This is a genomic window from Ruegeria sp. E1 (genome assembly GCF_056534225.1).
This window is the reverse complement of record NZ_JBQFPE010000007.1, coordinates 219,700-237,746: the sequence shown is the minus strand read 5'-3', so window position 1 is coordinate 237,746 and position 18,047 is coordinate 219,700. Positions and strand designations below refer to the sequence as shown.

Genomic DNA, 18,047 nt, shown 5'->3' with positions numbered 1-18,047 from the left:
CCGAACGCGACGCGGTGGTCAAGGCCGTCCATGTTCAGCCCAGCGGACAGATTGACGCCAAGGACCTGTTGATCGAACTGGAATAAGGCGGGTATCAATCAAGGCCAACAGGGCCGCGCGGGCAACTGCGCGGCCTTTGCTGCAACCGGAGGCCCCATGCTGACCATCACACCGATCTATGCTGCGCTGATCGCCTTTCTTTATGTCGCGCTGTGCCTGAATGTCATTCGTTGCCGCCGGCGCGAGAAAATTTCGGTCGGGGATCACGATAACAAGGCGATGATCAAGGCGATGCGGACACAGGCGAACTGCGCCGAGTATGCGCCCTTTGGTCTGCTGCTGATCGCCATGGTCGAGCTGCAGGGCGCAGTTGGCTGGTTGGTGAACCTGCTGGGCCTGATGCTGTTGGCTGGTCGGGTGCTGCACGCCTATGGGTTCGGGCGTACGCCGCAGACCATCATCCTGCGCCAGATCGGCATGGGGCTGACATTCCTGGCGATTCTGATTGCCGCGCTGACGGGTCTTGTTCTGGCACTTTAACCGCGCGCGCCGACCTACCCGACCAGAACACGCGGTTTGATTTCGGTGGCGGGCATTGGGGCCGGATCAACCTGCCCGACCCTGTCACGATCCACCTCGCACAGCGCCGTGGCCAGCACGATCATCGCGGCCAGCGCCATCATTTTAACATTTTCCACCCTCGCCATGACCTCACCTGTGTTGTTGTCAATTTGTATCGCAATACCCTTTGAACGGGCGACAGACGCAGTTCCGTCGCAAAGAATTTTCAGATTTCTGCGTTTTTCCTCTTGCAGCTTGGCCCCAGAATTTATACTTCACGCCTCACTCAACGGCGCGGGCGTAGCTCAGGGGTAGAGCATAACCTTGCCAAGGTTAGGGTCGGGCGTTCGAATCGCCTCGCCCGCTCCATTGAGAGGTCTTTGGACCGACATAGTATCTGATGCGGGCGTAGCTCAGGGGTAGAGCATAACCTTGCCAAGGTTAGGGTCGGGCGTTCGAATCGCCTCGCCCGCTCCAGATACCGACCTTTCCGAACATGCTGGTTCTTTTGGTGGGCTTCAGCCATGCTGGGTGCAATTCAGATTGCGAGGCCAGGCTCATGTCGGACTATGTCATTCGCCCTCTCACCGCCGCCGAAGTGCAGCACGCCGTCGATTGGGCGGGCCGCGAGGGGTGGAATCCGGGTGTCCATGACGCCGAGTGCTTTCGCCCGACGGACCCCGACGGGTTTCTGGGCGGGTTTCTGGATGGCGAAATGATCGCATCAGTCTCGGCGGTGAACTATGATGATGCATTTTCATTTTTGGGGTTCTACATCGTCAAGCCCGAGTTTCGCCATCACGGTCACGGGCTTGAAATCGCAGGCCATGCGCTGGCCCATTGCAAGGGCCGCAATATGGGTCTGGATGGGGTGGTCGAGCAACAGGACAATTATCGCAAATCCGGGTTCACTTTCGCCTATAACAACTATCGTTTTGGCGGAACAAAGCGCGGGATTCTGGCCAAGCTCGGGACCACGCCAAACAGCGATGTCTCGGATCTGACCGATGCGTCAGACGCATTGAAAGCGTATGATCGCGCGTTGTTCCCCGCCGCGCGCGACCTGTTTCTGGAAAGCTGGCTGAGCGCTTTCAGCCACGTTTCAAGAGTATATGCCGAGAATGGCAGGATCAAAGGTTATGCGACGCTGCGCCCATGCCAGAGCGGGTACAAGATCGGGCCGTTGTTTGCGGACAGCGCCGAGATTGCGCAGGCCTTGCTGGCCTCGGTGTTGCAAGCCATCCCCGACGATCACGCCACCCATGAGGTGTTCATCGACATGCCGCAGCCGAACACCGCCGCCTTTGCGCTGGCGGATGCGCTGGGGCTTGAGAAGGTGTTTGAAACCGCGCGGATGTATTCCGATCATCAGCCGGATATCGATCTGGACCGGATATTCGGCGTGACGACGTTTGAGCTGGGCTAGAACGCCTTGAAGGTCATTGTCGTCAGGGATCGTTCGATATTGGGAATCACCAGCAGGTTTTCGTTGATGTAATGGCCCACATCCTCGGTCTCGGGGATGTAGAGTTTCAGCAGCAGGTCATATTCGCCGCTGGTGGAATAAAGCTCGGAATGGATTTCGCGCAGGGCGATGTCTTCGGCCACTTTGTAGGTGGAGCCGGGTTTGCAACGGATCTGGATGAAAACGCAGGTGGACATGGGCCGGACCTTGTTGATTTGAGTTGCTGGCAGGCTGGCACGGTGCGCGCGCAGGTGCAATCCCCTGCAACAGTTTGCTGCAGAGGCTGAAAGCGGTCTGGATAGGCCGCCCGTCCGCGTCTATAAGCGCCCCTGTAGCAAAAGGAATTCGCCCATGCGCAGCGCAAAGATCAGCCGTCAGACCGCCGAGACCGAGATCTCGGTTCAGGTTAATCTGGACGGCACCGGCCAGTATGACAACCAGTCCGGCGTTGGCTTCTTTGATCACATGCTGGACCAGCTAGCGCGTCATTCGTTGATCGACATGACGATCCGGGCCAAGGGCGATTATCACATCGACGATCACCATACGGTCGAGGATACCGGCATCGCGCTGGGTCAGGCGTTGACGCAGGCCTTGGGTGACAAGAAGGGTATTCGCCGGTACGGAGAATGCCACCTGCCCATGGACGACGCACAGGTACGGTGCGCGCTGGACCTGTCGGGGCGTCCATTCCTGATCTGGAACGTGGACTTGCCGACGCAGAAAATCGGGAATTTCGACACCGAGTTGGTGCGTGAGTTCTTCCAGGCATTGGCCACCCATGGCGGCATCACGCTGCATATCGACCAATTGCACGGGTTCAACAGCCACCACATCGCCGAAGCCGCGTTCAAGGCCGTCGCCCGCGCGTTGCGCGATGCGGTCGAAACCGACCCGCGTAAGGCGGATGCGATTCCGTCGACCAAGGGCGCGCTGTAAATGCTCACCGCCATTATCGACTACGAGAGCGGCAACTTGCATTCCGCCGAAAAGGCGTTTCAGCGCATGGCGCGCGAGGTGGGTGCGGGTGAGGTCATTGTGACCTCGGATGCGGATGTTGTGGCGCGGGCGGATCGTTTGGTGCTGCCCGGTGACGGTGCTTTTCCGGCCTGTGCCGCCGAATTGCGCGGGCACAAGGGCATCTATGACGCGATGGTCGAGGCGGTCGAGCAGAAGGGCCGCCCGTTTCTAGGTATTTGCGTTGGGATGCAGTTGATGGCATCCAAGGGTCATGAATACCGCAAAACCGACGGGCTGGGCTGGGTTGCCGGGGATGTGGTTCGGATCGAGCCGTCAGACACGGCGCTGAAGGTGCCACATATGGGCTGGAACGATCTGGTGCTGGAAAGCGACCACCCTGTCTTTGATGGCGTGACATCGGGTGATCACGCTTATTTTGTCCATTCCTACCATTTCCGCGTCACCGACCCGGCGCAGCGGCTGGCTTATGTGGAGTATGGGCAAGAGGTCACGGCCGTGATCGGCCGCGACACGATGATCGGGATGCAGTTTCATCCCGAGAAAAGTCAGGATGTCGGCCTGCGGATGATCGGGAACTTCCTGACCTGGACGCCCTGAGGTGCTATTGCACGCGGGTCCAGACTTGTCCGCGGCAGATCAAGCCCCCTGCAGCACAGCCCTTGACGGTCAGCTTGTTCTGGCTGTCCAGCGTCATCTTTGACTTGTAGGTCTTGTCGCGATCCGGGGCCCAGATTTTGCCGTTGCCATAGCTGCCGTCGCCTTCGGGCACCATGTCCCAGATGATCTGTTTGCCAAGGCTCTCATATTCCAGCTGTTGGTTGCCATCGGCATCGAATGCGCTGTCGATGGTGCCGCAGATGGCGCTGCCACATTCGGCGATGGACACATGCAGATAGCCGCCCGTGTCACCCGGAGCGGTCTTCCACAGACCATCCACCGGATCTGCAGCAAAGGCTGCGGATGCCAGCGCGGCAAACGCTGCTGCAAGAGTATATGTCTTCATGGTTATCTCCCTGTATTTGTGGTCAGTCTGACCTGCCCTGTGTCACCGGGCAAGACTGACTTTGCGTCGCGTTGCGCCCCTGCCCTGCCTGTGCAATATCCGGCGCGTGTAACAGTGATATAGGGCCGCCCGACATGATCCTCTACCCCGCTATCGATCTGAAAGACGGCAACGCCGTGCGCTTGCTGCGCGGTGAAATGGACAAGGCCACCGTCTTTAACGAAGACCCCGCCGCGCAGGCCCGCGCCTTTGTCGAGGCCGGGTGCGAGTGGCTGCATCTGGTCGATCTGAACGGCGCCTTTGCAGGTGAGCCGGTCAATGCCGCCCCGGTCGAGGCGATTCTGAACGCCTGCGACGTGCCTGCGCAATTGGGAGGCGGCATCCGCGATATGGCCACGATCGAGACATGGATAGACAAGGGGCTGGCGCGGGTGATTCTGGGCACCGTGGCGGTCGAGAATCCCGATCTGGTGCGTGAGGCGGCGCGGGAATTCCCCGGCAAGGTCGCCGTAGGTATCGACGCCCGCAATGGCATGGTGGCCACCAAAGGCTGGGCCGAGGAAACCGACGTGCAGGTCACCGATCTGGCCCGCAGCTTCGAGGACGCGGGTGTGGCGGCGATCATCTATACCGACATCAACCGCGACGGTGCGATGCAAGGCCCGAATATCGAGGCCACAGCCGCGCTGGCCCAAGCGGTTTCAATTCCGGTGATCGCATCGGGCGGCGTCAGCTCGCTGAACGACCTGATCGCCCTGCGCGATTGCGGTGTGGAACTGGACGGAGCCATTTCAGGCCGCGCGCTGTATGATGGCGCGATTGACCTGGCCGAGGCCATTCGCGCCCTGAGCTGAGTTATTGCGCGGCAGCGGCGGTCAGTTTCGCCAATGCGCCGCGCATTTTCTCGATGACGGGGGATTTTTCGACCTCGTCAAAATCGTCCATCGTTTCTTTCGGGTCTTCATAGGCCAGCCAGACCTGACCGTTCTCATCCTCGTAGGCCTGTACTTTCAGGGGCAGGAACAGCCCTGCGCGGGGGTCGAGTTGCATGGCAGGGGTGCCCAGTTTCGGGTTGCCGAAGATCAGCACTTGATTGGGCCGGATCGGCGTGCCGACCTTTTGCGCGCCTGCCGCATGGTCGATGCGGGCAAAGACGGTGGCGCCTGCATTACCGACGGCGGCCTCAAGCGCGTCCAGCACTTGTGGGACGGTTTTTTCGGTTTGTACCTTGATGATGTCGTCGGCCATTGCGGCGGAAGCTCCTGCAAGAATGAAGGTCGTTGTCAAAATGAGTTTGCGCATCCCATTGATCTCCTGATGAATTTAGGAACAGTTTTCACAGGTTTGAGAGAACTGGCAATCACAAGTCTGGCATCGGCGGGGCTTTGCCGGTAGAGGTGCGCCAACAAAGGACGCCGACATGCTGAAAACCCGCATCATTCCCTGTCTTGACGTTGCCGATGGCCGCGTGGTCAAAGGCGTCAATTTCGTAGGTCTGCGCGATGCGGGCGATCCGGTGGAATCGGCCAAGGCCTATGACGCTGCCGGAGCGGATGAAATCTGTTTTCTGGATATACACGCCACACATGAAAACCGGGGCACCATGTTCGACGTGGTTCAGCGCACGGCGGAACAGTGTTTTGTGCCCCTGACCGTGGGCGGCGGGGTCCGCACCAAAGATGACGTGCGCGCGCTGTTGCTGGCAGGGGCGGATAAGGTCAGCTTCAACTCGGCCGCTGTGGCGAACCCGGATGTGATTGCGGAAGCGGCAGACCAGTTCGGCAGCCAGTGCATCGTCTGCGCCATCGACGCCAAAACCGTCAGCCCCGGCAAATGGGAGCTTTTCACCCATGGCGGGCGCAAACCCACAGGGATCGACGCAGTGGAGTTTGCCCGCACAGTGGTCGGAAAAGGCGCGGGGGAAATCCTGCTGACCTCGATGGATCGCGATGGCACCAAGGCCGGTTTCAATCTGCCGCTGACGCGCGCGATCAGCGATGCGGTAGACGTGCCGGTGATTGCTTCGGGCGGCGTCGGCGCTCTGGACCATCTGGTTGAAGGCGTGACCAAGGGCGGGGCCAGCGCGGTGCTGGCGGCCTCGATCTTTCATTTCGGCGAATTTACCATCCGCGAGGCCAAAGAACATATGGCCGCCGCAGGCATTCCGATGAGGCTGACATGAGCATTCTGCACGATCTGGCCGCAACGATTGAGGTCCGCAAGGGTGCGGATCCTGACAGCAGCTGGACCGCCAAGCTGCTGTCCAAGGGCCCAGAAAAATGCGCCGAGAAATTCGGCGAAGAGGCCATCGAGGCCATTATCGAAGCCGCCAAGGGGGATCGGGCGAAGCTGACCTCGGAAGCTGCGGATGTGCTATATCACCTGCTGGTCATGCTGGCTGCGCGCGATGTGGCGCTGGATGATGTGCTGGACGAACTGGCCCGTCGTCAGGGTACCAGCGGGATCGCGGAAAAGGCGGCGCGGCCCAAAGGGTAAGCGGGTTTCGCGCGCTGGAATCGCCCGCTATAATCCGGGTTCGGATTGCATCAGCAAAGGGCGCGCGCATGATCAGAACATTGGTGTTTGCAGTCGCGCTTGCCACCCTTGCCGCTTGTGCCACGCCGCCGCCATCGACGGGCGATGAAGTGCAGCGACTGGCGGCAGAAATTCAGAGCCTGGGGCCGGATATTGACCCCGAAGAAGCCACCCGTGCCGCGCAGATCGCTTATGCCTATACCGCGCAACTGGTGCAGGAATACGAGATTACGGATCCGCCCCTGATCCACAATGCCAAGGTCAACAAGGGTCTGCGCCCTCGGGGCCTGTGCTGGCACTGGGCCGAGGACATTGAACGGCGGCTGGATCAGGAGCAATTCCGCACGCTGGACATGCACCGCGCCATCGCTAACGCGGATAACCCGTTTCGCATCGACCACAGCACCGCCATCATCAGCCGTAAGGGTGAGAGCATGTATGAGGGCGTCGTGCTGGACCCGTGGCGATACGGCGGGGTTCTGTACTGGTCGCCCCTGCCCGAGGATACCCGCTATGACTGGGTCCCGCGCGAGGTTGTTCTGGAAAAACGGCGTCTGGAACATGTGGCGCGGTTGGGGCTGGCGAATTGAACCAGTGATCTAGTTCGCGTGATGGGAATAAGCGTCCATGAGGGATTGCAATTCATCAAGGCTGGCCGGAGCGCTGGCATAGCTGTGAACGGCGGGAACCTGTGCCCATGGCATCTTTTCATCAGTCATGACCTCGACAAACGGGTCGAACGATGCGGCCTGATTCAGGATCGAGGTGCGCAGGTTGACCCGGTCGGGGGCCCGGTCAAGCCGGGAATAGACAATGTTCAGGCAGGATTTGCAGTAGTAATGCGCCCGCCCGTCAGAACGCAGCCCGCCCCGAACCAACGCGCCGGTACAGGAAACGGCGTCGCGGGGGAACATGGTGGTCAGGGTAAACGCGCTGGCGCTAAGCTTCTGGCAGTCGCGGCAGTGACAGGCCACGGTCAAAAGGGGCCGCGCGGTCACACGAACCTGCACGGACCCGCAGAGGCAGGCACCTTCGTAAGGAGGTTGGGGAAATGCCATAGACAATCGCTTGCTTTCCATTGGGTTTTGCGGTCAGGGGAAATCAGTTCTCGCGCCGCGCCGATTGGCGCAAATGGCGGCATCTCATAGCTTAGACGAGATTACCCCAGTGGCAAAGCCACCCATGCGCAATTCGCCAAACAGGCGCTGATATTCGATCTTGGGGCAGCGGTTCATCACCACATCGACACCGCGCGCCTGTGCCTTTGCGGCGGCATCGGCATGGCTGACACCGATCTGCATCCAGATCGTGCTGAGGTCGGGGAACTGCGCCAGCGCCTCGTCCACTATTGGCGGCACGGCTTCGGAGCGGCGGAATATATCAACCATGTCGACCGGTTCCGATATATCCGACAGCGCCCCGCGCACCGTCTGACCAAACAACGTCTTGCCCGCATGACCCGGATTTACCGGGATCACCGTGTATCCTTTCAGCGACAGATACCGCGCCACATAATAGCTGGGCCGCACCGGGTTCATCGACACACCAACAACCGCCACAGTCTTGGTTCGGCGCAGGACGCGTTTCAGAAAATCGTCGGAATAGTCTGTCATATCGTGACCCTAGATCGCTTTGCATTTGATTTGAATCGAAATACGCTGCCTCTCCCTCCGGTCGAACGCGCATTTCGATAGCTTTGTCTCAGATAAAACGCAAAACGCTTTGATCCGCGGGCCCAAGAAAAAAGCGCTCAGGAAAATCCTGAGCGCCAGTTGTTGGAACGAGGGACAGTGAAATGACCCGCGGCAGTTCCGTTCCGCGGTCACTGTGACATTTAGGCATAAGTTCGGAGAAAAAAAGAGGGTACGCGCATTTTTGTGATGACAGATCACGAAAAGCGGAAATCCGCCAACTATTGATAGAGGGCAAGAGGCCAGTGATCTTCGGCCGCGCGAATGTTTTGCGAGACGTTTTTCTTCCAGATCCGCTCGATCTGTTCGGAATGTGTCAGATAAAGCTTGCCCTTAACAATCTGCCAGGCTGAAGGATCGGTGCTGCTGAGATTGCCGTGAATCATTGCATAGGCGCAATAGCCGCCGAACTGAGGCGCAAAGGCGCGCGGATTGCGTTCGAACCGGTCGCGATTTTCCTCGGATGCGAATTGCCAGCGCGCCCCTTTCCAGATCAGGGCGATATCCGCGTGACCCGCAACCGGCTCTCCGACCCGGAAATAGGATACGGCGTCATAGCCCGAAATCGCTACGCCGTTATTGGCATAGAACATAGGCTTTTCTTGTGCCCACGCCATAGGCGCAATGGCAAGAGAGGACAGACTGGTTACAAAGGCGCGTCGGGACAACATCAGATGATTCATCGGTTCATTTTATGAGGGCTTTAAAATGCATATTTCCAATGGCACCGAAAACCCCCATGACGTCGTTGTGAACGGCTGTTAGTCGAACACATCCTCGATCACGTCCCAGGCTTCATCCAGCACGCGGGAAAACAGGCCCTTTTTCTTTCGTTTCTTCTGCTTTTCAGGCTGGTGCGAAACTTTGTATTTCTGCTTTGGCCGATCGTTCAGCTTGGACTTTGGCATCATCTTGAGATTATGCAGCGGCGCTCCACAACTGGAACAGCTCAACTCGTGCTGCTGCTTGCCTTTCAGAACCAGCGCGGCGCGGGTGCCACAATAGCAGCAGGTGGCGATTTTCTGGGGTCCGGAAATGGGGGCCTCCTGTTATCTGTGTACCGATGCATATAGGGCAATTGCCGCTGCATTTGAGACGTTGAGTGACCCAAATCCACCTGCCGCGTCAATCTTGACCAGATGATCAACGGTTTCTTTTGTTTTCTGCCGCAGACCCGGACCCTCGGCGCCCAGAACCAGCGCGACCGGATGGTTGTGCCGCCCCGTCAGAGCGGCTTCGATGGTCTGGTCGGCCTCGCCGTCCAGCCCCAGCACAAGAAATCCCATGCCTTGCAATTCGATGATCGTATCGGCCAGATTGCGCACCCGCAGATAGGGCTGACGTTCCAGCGCTCCGCTGGCGGTTTTGGCCAGTGCACCGGTCTCGGGCGCCGAATGATGCCGTGTGCCGATCACGGCGCTGGCGCCAAGCACTTCAGCCGAGCGCAGAATCGCCCCCACGTTATGCGGGTCCGTCACACGATCCAAAAGCAGCACACGCGGGTTTTCACAACCGATGCAGTTTTCGGCCAACCCGCCCCAGTCCAGCGGCTTCACCTCAAGCGCGGCCCCCTGATGCACCGAGCCCGGATCGATCGGAGCGGTGAATTTACGCGGATCGACCATCTCGGCCTCGATCCCCGCGAACTCAATCGCCTCAGCCAGTTTATCCCGCGCGTTTCGGGTGACGATCAGGCGCAGCTTTTGACGGTTCGGGTTCATCAACGCGTCGCGAACAGCGTGTAGACCGAACAGCCAGACCGTTTCCGAGGCCGCCGCTTTTCGCGCCTGTTCCTTCTCGACAACCCACTTGGGTTTCTTCATGACTTGGGCCTCCGGGCCGGGACATAGGTTTCCTGCGTCAAAGCGGTATTTTCCTGTTGACGCTTCCTGGGTGCGCTTGTAATCACGCCTCCACGTCAGGTGCAACGCCTGACAGTGGGCGACAGGCCGCAAGGTGTGGCAGGGGACTGTAACTCCCTCGCGGAGACGCACGCCTGGTTCGATTCCAGGGTCGCCCACCATCTTTCCAAAGGATGGAACTTTCCGTAGATGGTGGTTTGCATTGCGCGAGTTACCGTTGACGAGTGGTCGATTCTACGATCAGGCCGCCGCAGTTCTTTGCATGTCGATCCGTTCGAACCATTCCAGAATGGCCTCAAGATCAGGATTTATTTCCTCGGCGGCGTCGCCGGTGAAAGCGACGAACTTGTCCTTGTTCAGACCGTTGACGCCGACCAGAACGGGGATGTCGAGGGCCAGCGCTTCGCCGATTACGGGGCGAAACCCCCGGCCATCGGATTCGTGCTTGCCGAACTTGTTGATGATCAACAACTGCGGCGCGTCGGCCAGCGATGCAGTGACGTAGCCCGCCGCATGTTCCAGCGCCGCCGGGTCCAGACGGCAGCCCCGCGAATGGGTGCCCAGCGATTGCGAAATGCGAACGGTGTCCCCATCCGGCAGAATCCGAAGATCCATGTCACATTTCGAGTTATCGGCGCATTCGGTGTTGGTCTGGACGACGCCGGACAGTTTGGCACCCTGCGCCAGCAGGCGTTCAGCCACGGCGCTGAGAAGCCGGTCGGTCGCGCCGCGATCGGTGGTGGTGACATAGGCCAGATGCATTGGGAAACCCCCGAAAATTCCTAGTTTGGCATTCCAGATAGCACGGTTGGGCGGTGCCGACCACTCTGCGCGCTAAGGCAACGCAGAAAGACCGATCACGGGTTGGTGCAGGTGTAGCAGGGCCGCATAGGCGGCTATAGCGGTGATCCAGACCCAAGGGCGCGGCCATGGGCGCGGCGGATACAGCGAAAGGCGGTGGGTGTTGCGAGACAGCCGCGCCCAATCAGCGCCCATCACGCGTGTGTTTCGGCGGTCAAGAATAACCATGCCGAGATAGGCGAAGGTAGCGAACAGCCCGAACAGGATGACATGGGACAGGCTGCCATTGGCCAGAAGATGCGCGCCGGACCACAGCAGCAGCGCAGCAAGAATCGGATGGCGGGTTGTGCGCAGGATGCCGGGGACGTCGGGGGCAAAGGGCTGATTGCCCAGACCACCAAAAGAGAACGGGTTCTGTATGGACAGGCCCGCAACCGCCAGCCAGCAGACAACGGGCATTATCAGGACCGGAACCCATCGTAGTAATGGCTGCGGCGGGATCACTTCGACATAGGGCGCGTTTGCGGCGGCTATGACGAGCCATGCAAGCAGCACCAGAGACAGCAAGGAATAGGCGGTGAAATACATCCGTTTGCCAAGGGTTCCGATCAGCCAGCCACGCACCGCCGGACGAGCGGGAATGGTGTGGCTGAGCAGGAAGGCAATCAATGCTGCTAGGAAAGGGGTCCAACCGGTCATGGTTACCTCGGGAACGTGTTGCGCCCTGCCTAAAGCATCAAAGACGCACCGGTCTTTGTTCGAAATCAAATGTAAGGCAGGGCAGATAGATCGCCCTGCCCCATAATCAAAGGCCCAGCGCTTGACGACGTTCCTCGGCAAAGCCCTGCACGATGCGGTCGGCGATCAGGGCAAGGATTGCCATGGCTGCCCCGGCTGAAATGCCCAGCCCCACATCCGCCTGCCCCAGCGCCAGATAGATCGACTGACCCAATCCGGTGGTTCCGATCAGCGCGGCGATTACCAGCATGGCAAAGGCATAGAGGATGGTCTGGTTCAGCCCCAGCAGGATGGTCGGCGCAGCATAGGGCGCGCGGACGTCGCGCATGATCTGCCACTCGGTCGCGCCGCTGGAGATTGCAGCCTCCATCATCTCATCCGGTGTATTGACCAACCCGTGCCGGGTATAGCGGATCATCGGGACGATGGCATAGGCACAGATGGCAAGGAAGGCCGAGAACTCGCCGATCTGGAACACCATCAGGACCGGGATCAGGAAGACAAACAGCGGGATGGTCTGCAGCATGTCGCAAATCGGGCGGACGATGGTCCAGACCGGCCCCCAGACCGCGCTGGCAAGACCGAAGAGCCCGCCAACCACAGCGCAGGAAAACACCGCCGCGCCGCTGAGATAGAGCGAGAGCAGCGCCCTCTCCCACAGGCCGGACACGAGGATTGTGCACAGAAGCCCGACAACCAGTGCCGACAGCCTCCAGCCGCCCGCGACCCAGCCCAGCGCCGCAGCGCCGGTCAGGACAAAGGGCCAGGGCAAGTTGGCGATACCGGTTTCAAGCATTCCGATCAGGATCAGAACGATAAGACCGCCGGTCAGATGCCCGCGCCATGCCATCAGCAGCGCGATTGCGCCAGCGGCGGCAAAGAGCCCGAAGCTCATGGCGGGCGTCCAAGCGAAGCCCCATGTGAAGGGCAGCACCGCCTGGTCCAATCCGATCCGTAGCGGCAGCAGCACGTAGAACAGCGAGTTGTTCTTGAGCGCATCCAGCCACGGCCCGTTAGCCTGCGTGAAGGCGGTCAGGCCGCTGTCGATAGCCGCGGCCATTGGGTCCAGCACTGTCAGCTCGGACGGGTTGGGCAACCACGCCCAGAAGGCGGCGGTGAACAACACCGCAAAACCCAGCATCGCCCAGACGACGCGGCTGTCATAGCGTTTGCGCTCGGTCGCCAGTGTGCCGCTCATCCGGTCGATCACCACCGCAAAGACCACGATGACCAGACCAGCCATCAGGGATTCGCCGAACTGCGCCTTGCGCATGGTCAGCAGAACCTCCCAACCGATGTCGTTGAAACCCCCGATGACGGCGGCAATGATCACCATAGAAAGGGCAGCCATCAGGCATTGGTTCACACCGACCATGATCTGCGTCGTGGCGGCCGGGATTTCGACCTGATACAGCTGCTGGAACCTCGTGCCGCCCGACATGATGGCGGCTTCCTTGATCTCGGGCTCGACCCGTTCCAGCCCCAGCATGACATTGCGTGCCATCGGTGGGGCGGCGTAGATGGCCGAGGCGATCAGGCCGACCACGGGGCCAAACCCAAACAGCAGCAAGAGCGGCGTCAGATAGGCAAAGGTTGGCACCGTCTGCATCACGTCAAGCACCGCCTGCACGAACGACTTTACCCGGGGCACTTCGTTGGCAAGGATGCCGATTGCTCCGCCCAGAACCAGCGCCACGGGCACCGAAACGGCGACCAGCGCAAGCGTGTTCATGCTTTCGGCCCAATACCCCGAGGCAAGTACAAAGCTCAGGCCCAGAAACCCAAGCGCGGCCATTGGCAGGCCGCCAAGATACCAGCCCAGCGCTGTCACGATACCGATCAGGATCGGCCAAGGCGTACTGCCCAGCACAAAATTGGCCCAGTTCATCGGATAGGCCATAATGTCGGAAAACAACCGCGCGGCGGGTTTGATTCCGTTCAGAAACCAATCAAGAAATCCGCCAACCCATTGGGTCGCAGGCAATTCCCACGCGGCGGGCCATTTGACCAGCCAGGGTGCGACCCCTTCCAGCGCGAGACAAATTGCGCCGACGATCACGGTGATCAGCGCCGCTTGTGCTCCGGCCGTCAACCGGGCCATGGGTGGAGCGTTTACCTCTGACAACGCCGTCATGTTTCATCCACCTGCAAGGCCGCTGCAAGATCCGATGGATGGACCGTGCCAACGATATTGCCCTCGGCATCGCGTACCGGGACGGGCTCATACAATTCCATGCAATGGGCTAACGCGGCGTCCAAGGTCATGTTGGTGGTCAGGCCCGGATCGTCCGGCCCCCGCTGATCATCATCGCGCATGACCGAAGCGACCTTTGCGTGCTGACCTTTGGCGACGTCCTTGGAAAACTCGCGCACATAATCGTCAACCGGGCGCAGCACGATATCCGTGGGCGTGCCGATCTGCACGATCTTGCCGTCGCGCATGATAGCGATGCGGTCGGCCAGCTTCAGGGCTTCTTGAATGTCATGCGTGATGAACACGATGGACTTTTTCAGCGTCGCCTGAATGCGCAGGAATTCATCCTGCAACTGGCGGCGGATCAGCGGGTCGAGCGCGCTGAACGGTTCGTCCAGAAACCAGATGTCGGGGTTCACGGCGAGGCTGCGTGCGATGCCCACGCGTTGGCGCTGGCCGCCCGAGAGCTGCCGGGGGAAGCTGTCCTCGCGACCTTCCAGACCGACCAGAGAAATCACCTCTTGCGCACGGGTCAGGCGTTCTTTTTTGCCGACCCCCTGCACACGCAGCGGATAGGCCACGTTTTCGGCAACGGTCATGTGCGGGAACAGGCCAAAATGCTGAAACACCATGCCCAGCTTTTTGCGGCGCAGGTCTGTCAGAACTTTTTTCGAGGCCCCAATGACGTTTTCACCATCCACACGGATTTCTCCGCCCGTACCGGGCAGGAGTTGTGAGATGCAGCGGATAAGCGTCGACTTACCCGAGCCAGACAAGCCCATGATGACGAAAAGCTCGCCCTCGCGGACCTCGAAATTGGCGTCCTGCACGGCGGGGATAAACCCGGCTTCGCGCAGGTCGGCGGCAGCTTTGTCGGTGTCATTCCCTGACCGAGCCAGCGCGTCGGTCAGGGCTTTGTCAGCGCCGGGGCCAAAGACCTGCCAGAGGTTCTGGCAGGCGATGGCTGGCGTATTTGCGTCAGTCACTTAAGCGGGCTCAGTTGGTTGCGGCATCAACGACGGGACGCCACTTGCCTTCGTTCTCGGCCATCCATGCAGCCACAACCTCTTCGACCTTGCCGCCGTCCACGTCGATTGCGCCCATCATCGGCTGCTGGTCTTCGACCGCCAGTTCATAGTTCGACAGGATCTCATAGGCGGCGGGCCATTTGTCTTCCATACCGCTCCAGCTGGCTTTGAAGATGCGCGAAGGCGAGAAGTCGCAATCATTCACCGCATTCGGGTTCGGTCCCCATGCCGGGTCGTTAAAGCACGCCTCTTCCCCGGCCGGAAGTTCCACGAACTGCACGTCATAGGCGGACATCGCCCAGTGCGGCTGCCAGAAGGTGATCAGCAAGGGCGACTTACGCTCGGTCGAGGCGCGCAGTTCTGCGATCAGGGCGCCTTCGGAACCGGCGGGAACCGCTTTGAACGGCAACTCAAGCCCGGTCATACGATCCGCGCCGGGGGTGCCCCAATCCGCGGGGTAGTCGACCAGACGGCCACCCGGCAGCGTCTCGGCAGTTGCAAAAACCTGGGCGCAGTCTTTCAGGGCTTCCCATGCGGGCAGGCCGGGACACAGTTCGGCAACGTGGGCCGGATAGGCGATGCCTTCCTTGGCATCCAGGCCCAGATCGCCGATTTCAACAACGGTGCCCTCGTCAATTTTCTTGGCATATTCGTCGGATACGTTGGACGACCAAATCTCAAGCGTCGCCGTGATGTCCCCATCGGCCAAAGCCTGGAACTGGTTCATCATACCTGCAGTTACATATTCGACATTGTAGCCTGCGGCTTTCAACATCTCACCTGCAACATGGGTGGTGACGTGCTGACCGGTCCATTCGTTGATCGCCAGTTTGATCGGCTCATCCACGGCGCCCATATCCGCCGCACCGGCAGCGCTTGCTACGGTCAATGCCAAAAGGCTCACACCAAGTTTTTTCATTGCTTTTCTCCCTGTCTTTATTATTTGCCCCGCGCGGCAGTGGGTTCACCCGCAGAACATTCAGTCGCCGAAGCTCTACCGCAACATGCACGATCGGGTGGGCATTAAAAAGGGACCATTTGGCGTCGCCGTTAAATCATAACAGCCACGGCATCCGGCCCTTTCTTCCCTGCCCAACCAATACGTCACCACGCGTGCCTGGTCTTTCACGGCGGCAGATTGCGGGAAATTGATTGACCAGTCAATTACAAAACTTCCCAATTGTTTGCGCTGGCCTGCCGGACCCCGGTTTCGACACGCAAAACGCAGACGAATTCCCCTTGCCAAGCCATGGTGGAATAACAACTCTTGTTGGGTGGAGGGCATTTGCGATGCAACATTTCGATCAGATCTATGCGCTGGCAGCAGAGCGCCATGGCGGGTCACAGGCGCTGGACAGCAAACTGGAGAGGCCGAAATCAGCGGCAGAACTTGCGGCGATGCCCGAGGACCGATGGCTTTCCATCATTACCAAAACGGTCTTTCAGGCGGGCTTTAGCTGGAAAGTGATCGAGGCCAAGTGGGACGGCTTTGAAACCGCGTTCGACAGGTTTGATGTCGGTCGCTGCGCCTTCATGGATGATGAAAAATTCGACGCCCTGCTGCAGGACACACGAATTGTCCGTAATGGGACAAAGATCGCGTCAGTCCGCGACAATGCAGCCTTCCTTCTGGAACTGCGCGAGGAAGGCGGGGCCGGAGCTGTTTTGGGCGGCTGGCCATCGACCGACTATGTCGGGCTGCTGGCGATGCTTGGCAAGCGCGGATCGCGGCTGGGCGGGGCCTCGGCGCAATACGCGATGCGCTTTGCGGGGCGTGACAGCTTTATCCTGTCGCGCGATGTGACAGCGCGGCTGATCGCCGAGGGGGTGATCGACAAACCCGCGACGTCGAAAAAGGCAATGGCCGCCGTGCAGGACGCGTTCAACATCTGGATGGAACAGTCGGGCAGGTCGCTGACGGAAATCAGCCGGGTTTTGGCCATGAGCCTTTGAAAACGGCTTGCAGCGACGGGCACGCGCATTAGGCTTGTGACTATGGCGCGCTTTTTTCTGATTTTGATCCTGATCCTGTTTGCATCCTGCGGTCGCCAATTGACCGATCAAGAGCGCGCATTTGCCGGGAACATTCACGGCAAAACGCTTGACCTTGACCGTGTGCGGCTGGTCAAAGGCGCGCCCGTCGCGGCCATCACCTATACCCGCAAGGCGCGTCCGAGATTGGCCTGTCGCGAGTTGATCCTGCCACCGGTGAAAACCGAAACCGTCACCGGCAAGCCCGCAGCCGTTGCCCTGTTCAACCGGGTCTATTTCACCCGGGACTGGTATCTGGACGACTATATGTCGGAATACCCCGACCGGATGAACCTGATCGCCGCCATGTTGCTGGCGCATGAGCTAACCCATGTCTGGCAGTGGCAGAACCGCAAAACGACCGGATATCACCCGCTGCGCGCTGCTGCCGAGCATGGGCGTCAGGACGACCCGTATTTGTTTGACCTTGAGACCTCGGCGGATTTTCTGGCCTATGGCTATGAACAGCAAGGGTCGATCGTCGAGGAATATGTCTGCTGTCGTGCTCTGGATCCGGGCGCGTCGCGCACCCAGAGGCTGCATGACATGCTGGAACCGCATTTCGATCTGGCCGCGCTGCCCGGAAACAGGCGCGAAAGTGCCGTGTTGCTGCCCTGGGCCGAGGCCGAGATCGAGGGGATTTGCGGCTAAACTTCCTATTCCCCCTGCAGGGTTTTCAGATAGGCGACAAGATCGGCAATCGGCTTGCTGGTCAATATGGGCTGCCCCGCAGGTGTTTTGATCGCGGTATCCTGCCCCTCGAAATAGGGGCCATAGACCGGCATCGGACTGCCATGACTGACCAGAGGGTCGCGCCCATCGATCCGCGCCACGACCCGGGCGGTGGGGAATTTGCCATCCGCATCGGCCAGCGATTTGAGGTTGGCGGGCTGGATTACAAGCACACCGGCCATTGGTCCGTGCCCGGTCGCGTCCAATCCGTGGCAGGTCGCGCAATAGTGGTTGTAAATCTCTTCGCCGATCTCGGCATCCTGCGCCCAAACGGGCGCTGATGCAGAAAGAACCGCCGCCACAACACATGATTTAACCGGCCAGCCTGTCATCGCTTCCTCCTTCGCAATCCGACATTTGCAGGCTTGCCCGGTGGGCGCGAAGTCGCAATGATCCAGATCAACGAGTTCAGCGCAAAGGGGCGG

General features: G+C 59.8%; 25 protein-coding genes and 3 tRNA genes. 13 read left to right on the top strand and 15 right to left on the bottom strand.

Annotated elements, in window-relative coordinates:
- The first annotated feature begins 156 nt into the window (after positions 1–156).
- Complete coding sequence (locus ACR0FG_RS11355) at positions 157–540, top strand: MAPEG family protein (RefSeq protein WP_480893051.1); 384 nt, start codon at positions 157–159, stop codon at positions 538–540.
- A 14-nt stretch (positions 541–554) separates the two neighbouring features.
- On the opposite strand, the gene ACR0FG_RS11350 is transcribed toward ACR0FG_RS11355, so the two are convergent.
- Positions 555–707: a hypothetical protein gene (locus ACR0FG_RS11350; protein ID WP_480893049.1), complete on the bottom strand. Its 153-nt coding sequence runs from the start codon at positions 705–707 to the stop codon at positions 555–557.
- 148 nt (positions 708–855) lie between these two features.
- Here ACR0FG_RS11350 and ACR0FG_RS11345 point away from each other — a divergent pair.
- The 3 genes from ACR0FG_RS11345 to ACR0FG_RS11335 all read left to right on the top strand — a co-directional run bounded on the left by ACR0FG_RS11345 (position 856) and on the right by ACR0FG_RS11335 (position 1,987).
- Positions 856–930, top strand: a tRNA-Gly gene (locus ACR0FG_RS11345).
- Positions 931–963: 33 nt separating this feature from the next.
- Positions 964–1,038 (top strand) — tRNA-Gly (locus ACR0FG_RS11340).
- An 82-nt stretch (positions 1,039–1,120) separates the two neighbouring features.
- Complete coding sequence (locus tag ACR0FG_RS11335) at positions 1,121–1,987, top strand: GNAT family N-acetyltransferase (RefSeq protein WP_480893048.1); 867 nt, start codon at positions 1,121–1,123, stop codon at positions 1,985–1,987.
- Here ACR0FG_RS11335 and ACR0FG_RS11330 read toward each other — a convergent pair.
- On the bottom strand, positions 1,984–2,223 hold the full coding sequence (locus ACR0FG_RS11330) for an Lrp/AsnC ligand binding domain-containing protein (RefSeq protein WP_170710251.1): 240 nt from the start codon (positions 2,221–2,223) through the stop codon (positions 1,984–1,986). The genes ACR0FG_RS11335 and ACR0FG_RS11330 overlap by 4 nt on opposite strands.
- Positions 2,224–2,377: 154 nt before the next feature.
- Between ACR0FG_RS11330 and hisB the strand changes: the two genes are divergently transcribed.
- Positions 2,378–2,965, top strand: a complete 588-nt coding sequence (gene hisB, locus ACR0FG_RS11325) for an imidazoleglycerol-phosphate dehydratase HisB (RefSeq protein WP_480893046.1) — start codon at positions 2,378–2,380, stop codon at positions 2,963–2,965.
- Positions 2,966–3,604 carry an imidazole glycerol phosphate synthase subunit HisH gene (gene hisH / locus ACR0FG_RS11320; protein WP_480893044.1) on the top strand — a complete coding sequence of 213 codons (639 nt, stop codon included), beginning with the start codon at positions 2,966–2,968 and terminating at the stop codon, positions 3,602–3,604.
- A 4-nt stretch (positions 3,605–3,608) separates the two neighbouring features.
- On the opposite strand, the gene ACR0FG_RS11315 is transcribed toward hisH, so the two are convergent.
- On the bottom strand, positions 3,609–4,010 hold the full coding sequence (locus ACR0FG_RS11315; protein WP_480893042.1) for a DUF2147 domain-containing protein: 402 nt from the start codon (positions 4,008–4,010) through the stop codon (positions 3,609–3,611).
- Positions 4,011–4,144: 134 nt separating this feature from the next.
- Between ACR0FG_RS11315 and hisA the strand changes: the two genes are divergently transcribed.
- Positions 4,145–4,864, top strand: coding sequence for a 1-(5-phosphoribosyl)-5-[(5-phosphoribosylamino)methylideneamino]imidazole-4-carboxamide isomerase (hisA, locus tag ACR0FG_RS11310; protein WP_480893041.1), 720 nt, complete (start codon positions 4,145–4,147; stop codon positions 4,862–4,864).
- A 1-nt stretch (position 4,865) separates the two neighbouring features.
- On the opposite strand, the gene ACR0FG_RS11305 is transcribed toward hisA, so the two are convergent.
- Positions 4,866–5,312, bottom strand: coding sequence for a DUF302 domain-containing protein (locus ACR0FG_RS11305; protein ID WP_480893039.1), 447 nt, complete (start codon positions 5,310–5,312; stop codon positions 4,866–4,868).
- Positions 5,313–5,430: 118 nt separating this feature from the next.
- Between ACR0FG_RS11305 and hisF the strand changes: the two genes are divergently transcribed.
- The 3 genes from hisF to ACR0FG_RS11290 all read left to right on the top strand — a co-directional run bounded on the left by hisF (position 5,431) and on the right by ACR0FG_RS11290 (position 7,135).
- Positions 5,431–6,192 (top strand): imidazole glycerol phosphate synthase subunit HisF, encoded by a 762-nt coding sequence (gene hisF, locus ACR0FG_RS11300; RefSeq protein ID WP_480893037.1) that lies wholly within the window; start codon positions 5,431–5,433, stop codon positions 6,190–6,192.
- Positions 6,189–6,506 carry a phosphoribosyl-ATP diphosphatase gene (locus ACR0FG_RS11295; protein ID WP_480893035.1) on the top strand — a complete coding sequence of 106 codons (318 nt, stop codon included), beginning with the start codon at positions 6,189–6,191 and terminating at the stop codon, positions 6,504–6,506. Before hisF ends, ACR0FG_RS11295 begins: the two co-directional genes overlap by 4 nt.
- 68 nt (positions 6,507–6,574) lie before the next feature.
- Positions 6,575–7,135, top strand: coding sequence for a hypothetical protein (locus ACR0FG_RS11290; RefSeq protein ID WP_480893034.1), 561 nt, complete (start codon positions 6,575–6,577; stop codon positions 7,133–7,135).
- A 9-nt stretch (positions 7,136–7,144) separates the two neighbouring features.
- Here the strand turns inward: ACR0FG_RS11290 and ACR0FG_RS11285 are convergent, their stop codons facing one another.
- The 5 genes from ACR0FG_RS11285 to rlmB form a co-directional block, all read right to left on the bottom strand.
- Positions 7,145–7,603: a GFA family protein gene (locus ACR0FG_RS11285; protein WP_480893032.1), complete on the bottom strand. Its 459-nt coding sequence runs from the start codon at positions 7,601–7,603 to the stop codon at positions 7,145–7,147.
- 84 nt (positions 7,604–7,687) lie between these two features.
- Positions 7,688–8,158, bottom strand: coding sequence for a CoA-binding protein (locus ACR0FG_RS11280; protein WP_480893029.1), 471 nt, complete (start codon positions 8,156–8,158; stop codon positions 7,688–7,690).
- Between the two features lie 299 nt (positions 8,159–8,457).
- Positions 8,458–8,829, bottom strand: coding sequence for a YHS domain-containing (seleno)protein (locus tag ACR0FG_RS11275; RefSeq protein WP_480893027.1), 372 nt, complete (start codon positions 8,827–8,829; stop codon positions 8,458–8,460).
- 168 nt (positions 8,830–8,997) lie between these two features.
- Complete coding sequence (locus ACR0FG_RS11270) at positions 8,998–9,189, bottom strand: hypothetical protein (RefSeq protein ID WP_480893026.1); 192 nt, start codon at positions 9,187–9,189, stop codon at positions 8,998–9,000.
- A gap of 96 nt (positions 9,190–9,285) precedes the next feature.
- A complete protein-coding gene (gene rlmB, locus ACR0FG_RS11265; protein ID WP_480893025.1) occupies positions 9,286–10,059 on the bottom strand; it encodes a 23S rRNA (guanosine(2251)-2'-O)-methyltransferase RlmB in 774 nt (257 codons plus the stop codon).
- Between the two features lie 116 nt (positions 10,060–10,175).
- Between rlmB and ACR0FG_RS11260 the strand changes: the two genes are divergently transcribed.
- A tRNA-Tyr gene (locus ACR0FG_RS11260) sits at positions 10,176–10,259 on the top strand.
- Between the two features lie 79 nt (positions 10,260–10,338).
- Here ACR0FG_RS11260 and ACR0FG_RS11255 read toward each other — a convergent pair.
- From ACR0FG_RS11255 to ACR0FG_RS11235, 5 genes are all read right to left on the bottom strand, one after another.
- Positions 10,339–10,860: a DUF2478 domain-containing protein gene (locus ACR0FG_RS11255; protein ID WP_480893024.1), complete on the bottom strand. Its 522-nt coding sequence runs from the start codon at positions 10,858–10,860 to the stop codon at positions 10,339–10,341.
- Positions 10,861–10,932: 72 nt separating this feature from the next.
- Positions 10,933–11,598 (bottom strand): NnrU family protein, encoded by a 666-nt coding sequence (locus tag ACR0FG_RS11250; protein ID WP_480893023.1) that lies wholly within the window; start codon positions 11,596–11,598, stop codon positions 10,933–10,935.
- A gap of 106 nt (positions 11,599–11,704) precedes the next feature.
- On the bottom strand, positions 11,705–13,771 hold the full coding sequence (locus ACR0FG_RS11245) for an ABC transporter permease (RefSeq protein WP_480893022.1): 2,067 nt from the start codon (positions 13,769–13,771) through the stop codon (positions 11,705–11,707).
- Positions 13,768–14,817: a betaine/proline/choline family ABC transporter ATP-binding protein gene (locus ACR0FG_RS11240; protein ID WP_170710266.1), complete on the bottom strand. Its 1,050-nt coding sequence runs from the start codon at positions 14,815–14,817 to the stop codon at positions 13,768–13,770. Before ACR0FG_RS11240 ends, ACR0FG_RS11245 begins: the two co-directional genes overlap by 4 nt.
- 10 nt (positions 14,818–14,827) lie before the next feature.
- Positions 14,828–15,778, bottom strand: a complete 951-nt coding sequence (locus ACR0FG_RS11235; protein ID WP_480893021.1) for an ABC transporter substrate-binding protein — start codon at positions 15,776–15,778, stop codon at positions 14,828–14,830.
- Between the two features lie 371 nt (positions 15,779–16,149).
- Between ACR0FG_RS11235 and ACR0FG_RS11230 the strand changes: the two genes are divergently transcribed.
- Both ACR0FG_RS11230 and ACR0FG_RS11225 read left to right on the top strand, forming a co-directional pair.
- Positions 16,150–16,812 (top strand): DNA-3-methyladenine glycosylase I, encoded by a 663-nt coding sequence (locus ACR0FG_RS11230; protein WP_480893020.1) that lies wholly within the window; start codon positions 16,150–16,152, stop codon positions 16,810–16,812.
- 42 nt (positions 16,813–16,854) lie between these two features.
- The gene (locus ACR0FG_RS11225; protein ID WP_170710269.1) at positions 16,855–17,541 is read left to right on the top strand and encodes a hypothetical protein; all 687 of its coding nucleotides are present in this window, start codon (positions 16,855–16,857) and stop codon (positions 17,539–17,541) included.
- Positions 17,542–17,546: 5 nt separating this feature from the next.
- On the opposite strand, the gene ACR0FG_RS11220 is transcribed toward ACR0FG_RS11225, so the two are convergent.
- Positions 17,547–17,954 (bottom strand): c-type cytochrome, encoded by a 408-nt coding sequence (locus tag ACR0FG_RS11220; protein WP_480893019.1) that lies wholly within the window; start codon positions 17,952–17,954, stop codon positions 17,547–17,549.
- Positions 17,955–18,047 lie beyond the last annotated feature (93 nt).

Excerpts from the sequence above, each read along its gene's own strand:
- ACR0FG_RS11355 (WP_480893051.1), top strand. The coding sequence starts at position 157 with ATGCTGACCATCACACCGATCTATGCTGCGCTGATCGCCTTTCTTTAT.
- ACR0FG_RS11350 (WP_480893049.1), bottom strand. The coding sequence starts at position 707 with ATGGCGAGGGTGGAAAATGTTAAAATGATGGCGCTGGCCGCGATGATC.
- ACR0FG_RS11335 (WP_480893048.1), top strand. The coding sequence starts at position 1,121 with ATGTCGGACTATGTCATTCGCCCTCTCACCGCCGCCGAAGTGCAGCAC.
- ACR0FG_RS11330 (WP_170710251.1), bottom strand. The coding sequence starts at position 2,223 with ATGTCCACCTGCGTTTTCATCCAGATCCGTTGCAAACCCGGCTCCACC.
- hisB (WP_480893046.1), top strand. The coding sequence starts at position 2,378 with ATGCGCAGCGCAAAGATCAGCCGTCAGACCGCCGAGACCGAGATCTCG.
- hisH (WP_480893044.1), top strand. The coding sequence starts at position 2,966 with ATGCTCACCGCCATTATCGACTACGAGAGCGGCAACTTGCATTCCGCC.
- ACR0FG_RS11315 (WP_480893042.1), bottom strand. The coding sequence starts at position 4,010 with ATGAAGACATATACTCTTGCAGCAGCGTTTGCCGCGCTGGCATCCGCA.
- hisA (WP_480893041.1), top strand. The coding sequence starts at position 4,145 with ATGATCCTCTACCCCGCTATCGATCTGAAAGACGGCAACGCCGTGCGC.
- ACR0FG_RS11305 (WP_480893039.1), bottom strand. The coding sequence starts at position 5,312 with ATGCGCAAACTCATTTTGACAACGACCTTCATTCTTGCAGGAGCTTCC.
- hisF (WP_480893037.1), top strand. The coding sequence starts at position 5,431 with ATGCTGAAAACCCGCATCATTCCCTGTCTTGACGTTGCCGATGGCCGC.
- ACR0FG_RS11295 (WP_480893035.1), top strand. The coding sequence starts at position 6,189 with ATGAGCATTCTGCACGATCTGGCCGCAACGATTGAGGTCCGCAAGGGT.
- ACR0FG_RS11290 (WP_480893034.1), top strand. The coding sequence starts at position 6,575 with ATGATCAGAACATTGGTGTTTGCAGTCGCGCTTGCCACCCTTGCCGCT.
- ACR0FG_RS11285 (WP_480893032.1), bottom strand. The coding sequence starts at position 7,603 with ATGGCATTTCCCCAACCTCCTTACGAAGGTGCCTGCCTCTGCGGGTCC.
- ACR0FG_RS11280 (WP_480893029.1), bottom strand. The coding sequence starts at position 8,158 with ATGACAGACTATTCCGACGATTTTCTGAAACGCGTCCTGCGCCGAACC.
- ACR0FG_RS11275 (WP_480893027.1), bottom strand. The coding sequence starts at position 8,829 with ATGTTCTATGCCAATAACGGCGTAGCGATTTCGGGCTATGACGCCGTA.
- rlmB (WP_480893025.1), bottom strand. The coding sequence starts at position 10,059 with ATGAAGAAACCCAAGTGGGTTGTCGAGAAGGAACAGGCGCGAAAAGCG.
- ACR0FG_RS11255 (WP_480893024.1), bottom strand. The coding sequence starts at position 10,860 with ATGCATCTGGCCTATGTCACCACCACCGATCGCGGCGCGACCGACCGG.
- ACR0FG_RS11250 (WP_480893023.1), bottom strand. The coding sequence starts at position 11,598 with ATGACCGGTTGGACCCCTTTCCTAGCAGCATTGATTGCCTTCCTGCTC.
- ACR0FG_RS11245 (WP_480893022.1), bottom strand. The coding sequence starts at position 13,771 with ATGACGGCGTTGTCAGAGGTAAACGCTCCACCCATGGCCCGGTTGACG.
- ACR0FG_RS11235 (WP_480893021.1), bottom strand. The coding sequence starts at position 15,778 with ATGAAAAAACTTGGTGTGAGCCTTTTGGCATTGACCGTAGCAAGCGCT.
- ACR0FG_RS11230 (WP_480893020.1), top strand. The coding sequence starts at position 16,150 with ATGCAACATTTCGATCAGATCTATGCGCTGGCAGCAGAGCGCCATGGC.
- ACR0FG_RS11225 (WP_170710269.1), top strand. The coding sequence starts at position 16,855 with ATGGCGCGCTTTTTTCTGATTTTGATCCTGATCCTGTTTGCATCCTGC.
- ACR0FG_RS11220 (WP_480893019.1), bottom strand. The coding sequence starts at position 17,954 with ATGACAGGCTGGCCGGTTAAATCATGTGTTGTGGCGGCGGTTCTTTCT.